8 protein-coding genes are annotated in these 10295 nt (G+C 73.1%); 4 read left to right on the top strand and 4 right to left on the bottom strand.

Annotated elements, in window-relative coordinates; translation table 11 throughout:
* Together ABFX54_RS54590 and ABFX54_RS54585 are read left to right on the top strand one after the other, a co-directional pair.
* A partial coding sequence (locus tag ABFX54_RS54590) for a lanthionine synthetase C family protein (RefSeq protein WP_346115242.1) occupies nt 1–880 on the top strand: 880 nt, incomplete at its 5' end.
* Nucleotides 877–3843 (top strand): lantibiotic dehydratase, encoded by a 2967-nt coding sequence (locus ABFX54_RS54585; protein WP_346115241.1) that lies wholly within the window; start codon nt 877–879, stop codon nt 3841–3843. The genes ABFX54_RS54590 and ABFX54_RS54585, both read left to right, overlap by 4 nt.
* Before the next feature lie 10 nt (nt 3844–3853).
* Here the strand turns inward: ABFX54_RS54585 and ABFX54_RS54580 are convergent, their stop codons facing one another.
* Together ABFX54_RS54580 and ABFX54_RS54575 are read right to left on the bottom strand one after the other, a co-directional pair.
* Nucleotides 3854–5596: an N-acetylmuramoyl-L-alanine amidase gene (locus ABFX54_RS54580; protein ID WP_346115240.1), complete on the bottom strand. Its 1743-nt coding sequence runs from the start codon at nt 5594–5596 to the stop codon at nt 3854–3856.
* Between the two features lie 224 nt (nt 5597–5820).
* Entirely contained in the window at nt 5821–7170 is a 1350-nt protein-coding gene (locus ABFX54_RS54575; RefSeq protein WP_346115239.1) for a sensor histidine kinase, read from the bottom strand.
* A 216-nt stretch (nt 7171–7386) separates the two neighbouring features.
* Here ABFX54_RS54575 and ABFX54_RS54570 point away from each other — a divergent pair, with 216 nt between their 5' ends.
* Both ABFX54_RS54570 and ABFX54_RS54565 read left to right on the top strand, forming a co-directional pair.
* Nucleotides 7387–7815 carry an MEKHLA domain-containing protein gene (locus ABFX54_RS54570; RefSeq protein ID WP_346115238.1) on the top strand — a complete coding sequence of 143 codons (429 nt, stop codon included), beginning with the start codon at nt 7387–7389 and terminating at the stop codon, nt 7813–7815.
* 137 nt (nt 7816–7952) lie between these two features.
* Complete coding sequence (locus ABFX54_RS54565) at nt 7953–8162, top strand: hypothetical protein (RefSeq protein ID WP_346115237.1); 210 nt, start codon at nt 7953–7955, stop codon at nt 8160–8162.
* Nucleotides 8163–8256: 94 nt separating this feature from the next.
* Here ABFX54_RS54565 and ABFX54_RS54560 read toward each other — a convergent pair whose 3' ends face one another.
* Together ABFX54_RS54560 and ABFX54_RS54555 are read right to left on the bottom strand one after the other, a co-directional pair.
* Complete coding sequence (locus tag ABFX54_RS54560) at nt 8257–9006, bottom strand: hypothetical protein (RefSeq protein WP_346115236.1); 750 nt, start codon at nt 9004–9006, stop codon at nt 8257–8259.
* 224 nt (nt 9007–9230) lie between these two features.
* Nucleotides 9231–10067: a universal stress protein gene (locus ABFX54_RS54555; protein WP_346115235.1), complete on the bottom strand. Its 837-nt coding sequence runs from the start codon at nt 10065–10067 to the stop codon at nt 9231–9233.
* Between the last annotated feature and the right edge of the window lie 228 nt (nt 10068–10295).

Here is a 10295-nt window from a genome sequence, read left to right as displayed (position 1 = left end):
GGCGGCGGCCGGCGCGCGGCTCACCGGGGCGCGCGAGCCGGTCCCCGTCACCGCGTTCGACCTGATCTCCGGAGCCGGCGGGACCGGCGCCTACCTGCTCACGCACGACCCGCACGAGGTCCTGCCGGAGATCCTGCGCGGGCTCGTGACGCTCGCCAGGCAGCAGGAGCCGCCCGCCTGGACGACCCCCGCCCGCCTGCTGGGCGACGAGGCGATGGCGCGGCTGCATCCGCACGGCGCTCTCGACTGCGGTCTCGCGCACGGCATCCCAGGACCGCTCGCCCTGCTGTCGCTCGCCCTGCGCGCGGGCATCGAGGTGCCGGGGCAGGCGGAGGCCGTCGAACGCGTCGCCCGCTGGCTGCTCGGCCGGCGGGTGCGGGACGAGTGGGGGCCCGGCTGGCCCGCGATCGTGCCGCTGACGGGCGAGGGAAGGCCCGGCCGGTCCGCGTCCACCCGCACCGCATGGTGCTACGGGACGCCCGGGGTCGCGCGCGCCCTGTGGCTGGCGGCGCAGGCGCTGGACGACTACGGGTTCGCCGAGCCGGCGCTGGAGGCCATGGACGCCGTGCTGCGCCGCCCGGCGCGGCTGCGCGCGATCCCCTCCCCCACGTTCTGCCACGGCGTCAGCGGCCTGCTGCAGGTCGTGCTCCGCTTCACCCATGACACCGGCCTGTTCCGCGACGCGGCGGCCGACCTCTGCGACGAGCTGCTGGCCGCCTACCAGCCGGAGCGGCCGCCCGCGTACGCCTCGCTGGAGCCGCAGGACCACCCCGTGGACCGGGCCGGGCTCCTCGACGGCGCGGCGGGGGTCGCTCTGGTGCTGCTGGCCGCCGCGACCGACGTGGAACCGGCCTGGGATCGGCTCTTCCTCCTGTCATGAAGAGCCTGTACGCGCCGCTGGACTGGGCGCTGGTGCGCGCCCCGCTGCTGCCCGTCGGCGCCGCGGCGACAGCGGGCCTGCCGGGGGATCCGGCCTGCCTCATGCCTGGCGCCCCGGCGGTGGCGGCGGCCGTCCAGGTGGCGAGCACCGATCTGGCCGCCGCTCTGGCGCGAACGTCGCCCGATCATCCCAAGGCCCGGAAGATCGGCCGCAAACTGCTGCGTTACCTCATCCGCATGAGCACGCGGCCGACCCCGTTCGGGCTGTTCGCCGGGGTCGCCCTGGCGGATTGGGGCCGCTGCACTGATCTCGCCCTGGCCAAGGAGGCGCCGCGCACCCGTACCCGGCCTGACATGGGCTGGCTGACGGACCTGGTCGCGCGGCTCGAAGCCGATCCGGAGATCCGGGCCGGGCTGCGGCTGGTGGCCGACCCGTCCGTGCTGATCCGGGCCGGGCGGGCGTTCCCGGCGGGCGGCACCGGCCGTCCGGCCTCCGTGCGCGCCACCACGGCGGTACGGCGGACGCTGGCCCTGGCCCGTGCTCCCGTCTCGCGTGCGGAGATAGCCGAAGCGCTCGGCACGCTGCCCGGCGCCACGCCGGAGAAGGCGGAGGCGCTGGTCAAGGAGCTGATCCGGCAGAGGTTCCTGCACCACGACCTGCGGCCGCCGCTCACCGGCGACCCCCTCGGCCACCTGCGGGACCGGCTCTCCGGCCACCCCGTCGCGGCGGCACTCGCGGGCCTGCGCGAGGCCATGAGGGAGTGGGACGCCGGCCCGCTCGACGACCGCGCCCGTACGTGGCCGGGCCTGCTCGACCTGGTCGGCACGATCGCGCCCGCCACCGACCCGCGCAACCTCCTCCAGACGGACCTCGCGCTGCCGCTGTCCGGCACCGGGCTGAGCCGGCGCATCGGGGCCAAGGGGGCGGTGGCGGCCAAGTTGCTGCTCCGGCTGAGCCCGTACCCGGCGGGGCCGCCGCACCTCGACGCCTACCGCCGCGCGTTCGAAGCCCGTTACGGCGCGGGCCGGGAGGTCCCGCTGCTGGAGCTGGTGGATCCGGACTTCGGGCTGGGGAACCCCGCGGACGGCGGGGCTCCCGCGCCGGCCGCCCGGCACCGGCCGCCGTCCGGCCCGGCCGCGAACGCGTCCCGGGACCGGCTGCTGCTCGACCTGGCCGCGAACGCCTGCCGGGACCGGGTGTCCGTCGTCGAACTCGACGACGACCTGCTGGAACGCCTCCAGACGTGGACGCCCGCGGCCGCGTCCGCCCCGCCGACTCTCGACCTCGCGGTCCTGGTCGCGGCGGCGGGCGCCGAGGCCGTCGACAGGGGCGACTTCCTGCTCGTCGTGGGGCCGAACCTCGGCGCGAACGCGGCCGGGCGCACCCTCGGACGCTTCGCCGACCTGCTCGGGGCCCCGGCGAAGACCGCGATGGCGCAGGCGGCGGAGGCCGAGTCCCGGCACGCGCCCGGCCGCCTCCTCGCCGAGGTGGTCCACACACCCGAGCGCGCCCGTTCCGGCAACGTCGCCGTCCGCCGGTGCGCTCACCGCCACGAGATCCGTTTCTGCCCCGCCACCGGCATCGCGCGGGAGTGGCTCGTTCCGGCCGGCGAGCTGGTCGTGGGCCTGCGCGACGGCCGCTTCACCGTCCGGTGGCCCGCACGCGACGTGGAGGTCGTCGCGACCCAGTGCCACATGCTCAACCCGGCGCACGCGCCCCCAGCGGCCCGGTTCCTGCTGGACGTTGCCCGCGACGGCCGGTGCGCGTTCACCTCGTTCGACTGGGGACCGGCCGCCGGCCTTCCGTTCCTGCCCCGCGTCCAGCGGGACGGCATCGTCCTGTCCCTGGCCCGCTGGCGGGTCGATCCCGCGACCCTGCGCGACCCGGACAGCCTGGCCGCCTGGCGCCGGGCGCACGGCGTGCCCCGCCACGTCTACCTGGCCGGCGGCGACAACCGGCTGCTGCTCGACCTGGACGACGCCGAGCAGGCCGAACTGCTGGGCGCGGAGCCGGCGGGACGCCCCGTTCTGCTCCAGGAGGCCCTGCCCCATCCCGATCACGCCTGGCTGCCGGGCCCCGGGGGCGCCCACCTCAGCGAGGTGGTGGTGCCGCTCGCGCTCCGGGAGCGGCAACCCGTTCCGGCGCGCCGCCCGCGCCACGGCGTCGTGCCCGCACAAACGCGGGTGCGGCCGCCCGGCAGCGACTGGCTCTACCTCAAGCTGTACGGCCCCCGCCGCTTCGAGGACGAGCTGATCGTCGACGCGCTCGGCCCCTTCGCCCAGTTCGCCACCGGGGCAGGGCTGGCCGACGGCTGGTTCTTCCTGCGCTACCGCGACCCCGGCCCGCACCTGCGCATCCGCTTTCACGGCGAACCCGCCACGCTGCTGGGCCCGCTCATGCGCCACGTCTGCGACTGGGCGGCAGACCTGGTCTCCGCGGGCACGTGCGGGACCTTCGCCTTCGACACCTACGAGCGCGAGATCGAGCGGTACGGCGGCGTGGACCACATGCCGGCCGCCGAGGAGGTGTTCATCGCCGACAGCCGGGCCGTCGCCGGCCTGCTCGCCCTGTCCAGAAGCCGGGGCTTCCCCTACGACCCGGTCACCGTGGCCGCGCTCAGCGTCGACGACCTGCTCGACGGCCTGGGACTCGACGCCGAGCGACGCGGGAGCTTCTACCGTGACAGCGTCACGCGGTCGCCGGAGGGCGGCCTGGAGTACCGCGGGCGCTCCCGGGAGCTGCGCCGCCTGCTGACCGAGCCCGGCACCGCACCGCACGACCGGGCTCTGGCGTCCCTGCTCACCGCCCGCCGCCTGGCCCTGCCGTCCGACCCCCCTGCTCCCGAGGTGTGCCGCAGCCATGTCCACCTGCACTGCAACCGGCTGCTCGGCACCGGCCACGAGCTCGAACACCGCGTTCTCGAACTCCTTCGCCGCACCCGCGAGGGCCTCGCCCGCCGGTGACCGCCGGCCCTCACGCCTCGGTCACCACGACGTCCTCGTTCCTGACGAACATGACGCGGTGGCCGAACTGGATCTGGTGGTACACGTCGGCGCCCCGGACCACCACATGCCGCGTGGTGTCGAAGGTGTTCGCCTTGTAGTACTCGCCGGTCGTGGTCAGGCCGATCGCGTACGACTGCCCGGCCGGGAACGTGTACTGCAGCGGGATCAGCGGCTGCACCTCCACGCCCGCGGGGAAGGCCGACGCCTCCGGGTACGCGCGGCCGTACAGGGGAACGGAGTCCAGCCCAGGCCGGGGCCTCACCATCCGGGCCCGGCTGGGCACGGCGACGGGAGCGGAATCCGGGTTGTGGAACCACGCCTTCTGCCCCAGATACCAGATGGCGGTCCAGTCGCCTCGCCGCTCGGCGACGACGTAGCGCTGCCCGGTGACGGCGCGGGCGGCGTGGTCGTACACGCTGAACGTGGAGTCTCCCGTCGGGTGCTTGCCGATGTCCTTGACGAGGGGCGATTCCTCGCGCGGCTCGGTGTGCAGCCAGATCGAGGCCGATCCGTGCGCCGGGCAGGTGGCGTCGGGGTGGGCCTTGTCGCAGCCGATGTAGTGCGGGCGGTTGCGGTCGTAGTCCGGCAGGATCATGACCGTGGCCGTCCCGGCATCGCCGTCAGGGCGCAGCGGAGCTCCCAGCAGGTCGAAGAAGTGGGCCCAGTCCCAGTACGGGCCCGGGTCCTCGTGCATGCTCCGGACCTTGTCCGGCGTCAGGCCGGGCACGTTGTCATGGCCGAGGATGTGGGCGCGATCCAGCGGGACCCCGAACCTGTCGGCCAGGTAACGCACGAGCTTGGCGGACGTGCGGTACATCGCCTCGGTGTACCAGGTGCCGCCGGCGGCGAGGAAGCCCTCGTGCTCCAGGCCGATCGCCTTGGGGTTGATGTACCAGTTCCTGGCGTGCCAGGCCACGTCCTTGGTGCGTATGTGCTGGGCGAGGTGCCCGTCGTGCGAGCGCAGCGTGTAGTGCCAGCTGGCTCCCTCCGGGTTTCTGATGATGTCGAGCGTCTTGTCGTACAGCTCCTCGGTGTCGTGGATGACGATGTAGTGGATCGTCTGGCTGATGGGGCGGTCGGCCTTGTCGTGGTTGCCGTACTTGCCGTTCGGCAGTTCGGTGTAGGGCGCCGGGATCCACTCGCAGGAGAGACCGGCGGGGCACTCCACCTCGTCGCTGCGGGCCAGGTGCGGCAGGTTCAGCCTGGTCAGCCAGAAGCGGGACGGGCGCACCTCCGGGGAGGACGGCAGCGTCATCTCCGTGCCGATGTCGATCAGCCGGGTGGCGCCCTCGTGGATGACCTCGTACACCTCGTCGGCGAAGCCCGCCGCCGTCTCCTCGTCGGTGGCGCCCGAGTAGCGCGCCACCGCGCCGTACCACTCGGCGGGGTCGGCGCTCGGCGGGGCGCCCAGGGCGCGCTGATACTCGGCGAGCAGCGCCGCGCCGCCGTCGATGTTCGCGGCCGGGTCCTTGCGCAGGCGCTCGACGCTCTGCCCGGTCAGCTCGGCGGCCCGCTCCAGGGTGTGCAGGGACCCGCCGTCCCGCCCCGCCGCCTGCCGGGAGGGGTCGATGGGGTGGCGCCGCGAGGTGCCGGGCGCGTCACCGTCGGTGAGGTGCATGGGGCCGAACCCGGCGGCCGTGCTGGGCTTGCCACCGTTGCAGTCCCAGCGGGATTCCATGTAGGAGACGGCGAGCAGGACGCTCTCCGGCACGCCGTGTCTCCTCGCGGCCTGTGCGAACGCTTGCGGCATCGTGGTCATCACCACCACCTCCACACCTGCACGGTCGCATGGATGGCCGCCCGGCTTCGAGGCGATATGTCATGATTTTTCGCTTTCTTGTGGCACTCCAAGCCGGCTCCGGCCCGCCGCCGGACGCGACCCGGCCGGCCTGGTCACCGTCACCGGGAGGGCGGTGGCCTTACGCGACCACCGTCTCAGCGGAGCGAGTCCATGAGCGGCAGCCACAACACGAACGTGGCCCCACGCTGTGAGTCCGCGACCCGCAGGGTGCCGTGATGGGCGCGGGCGATGTCACGGGAGATGGCCAGGCCGAGCCCGGTGCCGCCGGGATCGCGGCGGCGGCCGTCGTCGAGGCGGACGAAGCGTTCGAAGACCCGCTCGCGGTGCGCGGGCGGAATGCCGAGCCCGTCGTCGGCCACCGTGACCGCGACCCCGTCGTCGACCGGTGCGACGGTGATCTCGACGGAGCTCTCCGCGTGCCGCTGGGCATTGGTGAGCAGGTTGGCCATCACGCGGATCAGCTGCATCCGGGAGCCACTGATGCGCAGCCCGGCCGGTGCGCGCACCCGCGCCGGCACGCGGCAGGGCTGCGCCTTCACCTCGGCGGCGACCAGTTCGCCGAGGTCGATCTCCTCCGGGGGCACCGGATCGGCGGCCCGGAGGCGGGCCAGCTGCAGGAGGTCGTCGACGATCGCCTCCAGCCGGCCGGTGGTCGCCAGCGCCGCCCGAATGGTCTCCTGGGGGTCCACGTCGTCGGGATAGTGCAGCGACTCCTCCAGTTGCATGCGCAGCCCGGTGATGGGGGTGCGCAGCTCGTGGGAGGTCGTGGAGGCGAACCGGCGCTGCTCCTCCACCGCGCTCTCCAGCTGGCCGAGCGTGTGGTTGACCGTGGTGGCCAGCTGGGTGAGCTCGTCACGGCCGGGCGGCACGGGGACGCGCAGGCTCAGGTCGCTCACCGTGATCTCGGAGATCCGGGCCCTGATGCCCTCGACGGGCCGCAGCGTACGCCCCACCAGCATCCAGGCCATCCAGGCCACGACGGCGGTGATCAGGCCGATGCCCGCGACGACGAGGTAGTCGAGGCGGTGGGTGGCCAGCAGGTCAGGCTCCCGGATGCCGGCGTAGACGACACCCGAGTCGGTGTCCGGGGTCAGCCGGATGGCCTTCAGCAACACGCACGACCCCGCTCCCCCACATTCGATGCGCCGCTGGAACCGGTTGTTGGGCGGAGGCCGGAGCCGGCTGAGCGGAACGGTCGCGGAGGCCCTCCCGCTGGCGTTCAGTACACGCTGGCGGGAGTTCACGATCTGGACGAGGTCGGCGGGAGGGTAGGCGGGGATCCTTCGTGGCACCACTCCGCCGCGCGCCGCCGCGCTCCACTGACTCGCCACCCGTTCGGCCTGGCCGAAGATGTCCTCCTGGATCCGGTAGCGGGTGGCGAGGTCCACCGTCACTCCGAGCACTCCGAGGATGAGCAGCGAGAATCCGGCCGCGGCCGCGGTGTAACGCGCCCGGATGGAGTGTGGACCTGGAAGTGGTGACACTTCGTCTCCTCTTCATTGCGGCCGTCCCCTTCCACGGCAGCCGCAGCGAACATTTAGGGTAGGTGGCCCAAGCAGACACATGATGCACATAAATGGACAAAACGTATGAGTTTGACCAAACCACTAGAGATGCCTGACCTCCACTTGTACCTCTCCGTCGACCCGGGGGCCGGGCCTCGCGCACCGGCGACATCGGGGAATTAGTAAGGTTTTGCGGTGAATCACCACTTTTTCACCCTGCTCGCGGACTGCCATCTGCGCTTCGTCGGCACCCCGCTGGCAGGCCCCGACGCCACCGCCCGCTGGCTGTACGAGGACGCGCCCTTCGGCGTCCTGGCCCACGACGGGGCGGACGACCCCCGCTTCACCTACGCCAACCTCACCGCCCAGCGCTGCTTCGAGTACGACTGGGCCGAGTTCGTCGGCCTTCCCTCCCGGCTCTCGGCGGAGCCCGACCGGCGCGAGGACCGGCAGCGGCTCCTGGACGCCGTACATGAAAAGGGTTACGCGACCGGCTACCGCGGACAGCGCATCGCCAAGTCCGGCCGCCGGTTCTGGATCGAGGACGTCACGATGTGGAACCTGGTGCAAGACGGCGTGCTCGTGGGGCAGGCGGCCACCTTCCCCCGCTGGAGTGACGCCTGAAGTCCCAGCCGGGCGCTGGTGAGACCGCTTCAGCCGCCGAGGACCGTGCGGACGGAGGACACGGCGCCCGCTCCTTCACCGACCGCCGTGGCCACGCGCTTGGTCGAGCCCGAGCGGAGGTCTCCCACGGCGAAGACATGGGATGCGCCGGCATCGGCCGGCTGCTGGGCGTGTCCGGCCAGGGCCTGCCCCTGGAGGAGATCTCCCGGCTGGCCGGCCACAAGAGCACGGCCGTCACGGAGATCGTTCACCGCGAGCAGATCCGTCCCGTCGTCCTCCGGCACGGAGCCATCGCCATGGACGACATCTTCAAGGAGTCTTGGTCACGCACTTGGACACTCAGGTGATCAAAAGGCCGCTTCCCAAGTGGGAAGCGGCCTCTGGGCTGGCGGGCGATACTGGGCGAGGCCGAGGAGACGGCCATGCGCGTACCCTGCGCCGTCACCCTTCGCGGTGATCGACGACGAGGGCGAGCACCGCAGTCAGCAGCAGAGCCGGGATCAGCAGGTCGAGCGGTTCGGCGTACGCCACATCCCGGACACCCGCCCGCGCGACGAAGTACCGCGCCGCCAGGTAGTTGAGCTGGTAGGCCCCCACGTAGACGCACGTCGCGACGCCCAGCGCGTGCCCCCAGGCGGAGCGCCGCCACAGCAGCACGCCGGCCAGCACCAGGGTGGGCACGATCATGGTCAGGTCGAGGGCCATGCCCAGGTGGACCTGCGCCTGGGGCAGCGGCAGCACGTCCGACGGCGGCTCGCCGCCGGCGGCCAGGCGGACGAGCGACACGCCGTACATGCCGGTCGTCGCGGCGGCCAGCAGGAGCAGCAGGCCGCCGGCCCAGCGCATCGCCCATCGCGCCCGGACGGCCACGTCCAGGTCCGTGAGCGCCAGCCCGAGCGACGTGGCCGAGACGACGACGATGGCGACATGCAGCGGGAACAGGTCGTTGAATGCGGGGTCGTAGACGTAGTAGGCGTAGTTGTAGATCGAGTACGCGAGCATGCCCGGCCAGACCAGGCCGCCACGGACGGAGCCGCGCACCGCTGCGATGAGCGAGACCGTCAGGAGGGGCACACCCGCGACCAGCGTCGCCAGGTCGTTGCCGCGGAATCTGGCCACGAGCACCGTGGGGCCGGGATACAGCCCATCGGTGACCAGACCGGCCGAAGCGGCCACGACGGTGAGGAGCACGACGAGGCCGCTCAGCCACCAGGCCGCCCGTGTTCTCGGGCCAGGGCCCGTGCAGGGCGGATCTGACGCCGGCGGCCGAGTGGGGGAAACGCGGGCTTCGTCCATCTGGACACCCCCAGGGGGAAGGCTCATGGTTCTACCGCGACACTGCCGCTCTCCTCGGAGCCCGCCCAGAGGCATAAGCCCTGGGCGTATCGGCCGAAAGGTCCGGGGCGCGCCTTCGGTCAGTGCACCACGGCGACGGGGCAGGGGGCGTGGTGCAGCATGGCCTGGCTGACGGAGCCGAGGAGCAGGCCCCGTACCTCGCCCAGACCGCGCGCCCCGACCACCAGCAGACATGCCTTGCGGGCCGCCTCCAGCAGGGCCCGGCGCGCGGGCTCGTCCACGAGCTCGACGCTCACCTCGAGACCCGGATGGGCGCGCTGCCGGACGATCAGGTCGTCCCAGGCGAGGCCCTGGGCGTGGATGCGCAGTTCCGGCGTGTCCGCCTCCCCGCCCCGGTCGCGATCAGCGATCACGGCGTGGAGCGGGCTGCCGAGCCGGTACGCCTCCGTGGCGGCGAAGTCCAGTGCGGCCCTGGACACCGGGGAGCCGTCGAAGCCCACCAGGACCTCGTGCGCGTCACGTTCCCGCGGGTCGCCGCGCATGACGATCACCGGGCAGCGGGCCCGGGAGGCGACGTGGCCGCTCACCGATCCGGCCGCCAGGCCCTGGAGGACGCCGTATCCGCGGCTGCCCAGCACGATCAGCTCGGCGTCGGCGGACAGGTCGGTCAGGAGTGCGGACGGGGTACCGCGGCTGGTCAGGGTGTTGACCGGCACGTGGGGGTGGTGCCGTCCGGCCCAGGCGGCCGCGGCCTTGACCAGCCGCTGGGCGGGGCAGCGGACGAGTTCGAGCGGCACCAGCTCGCCCGGCCACTCGTGGTACGGCCACTCCCAGGCGTGGCACACCGTCAGCGGGACTCCTCTGCCGGCGGCCTCCTCGGCGCCCCAGCGCAGGGCTTCATCCGCCGGTGCGGAACCGTCGTAGCCCACCACCACGCCGAGCTCGTCCATGTCCATCGCCGCCTCCGCCCGTTCAGCTTCGCCTTCAGGCTCCCGCGGGCGCGAGCGGCCCGGCCAGGGACGTCCCTCCCTCGCTGAGGGGACTTTGGTCCTGTGATCTCCAGCGGTCTCACAAGGGGATCGTCCACCTCAGGCGCGTACCGCCCGCGCCGGGGGACTCCAGCAGAGCGGCGCCGCCCAGCCGTGCGGCCCGTTCCTCGATGTTGCGCAGCCCGCTGCGCCGCC

The sequence above is a fragment of the Nonomuraea maheshkhaliensis genome (genome assembly GCF_039529435.1).
Lineage (GTDB): Bacteria > Actinomycetota > Actinomycetes > Streptosporangiales > Streptosporangiaceae > Nonomuraea > Nonomuraea maheshkhaliensis.
Note: the sequence above shows the minus strand (reverse complement) of the source record. Positions and strands in the feature narration are given on the sequence as shown.

Coding starts and splice junctions, on each gene's coding strand:
- ABFX54_RS54585 (WP_346115241.1), top strand. CDS start 877: ATGAAGAGCCTGTACGCGCCGCTGGACTGGGCGCTGGTGCGCGCCCCG.
- ABFX54_RS54565 (WP_346115237.1), top strand. CDS start 7,953: ATGGGATGCGCCGGCATCGGCCGGCTGCTGGGCGTGTCCGGCCAGGGC.
- ABFX54_RS54555 (WP_346115235.1), bottom strand. CDS start 10,067: ATGGACATGGACGAGCTCGGCGTGGTGGTGGGCTACGACGGTTCCGCA.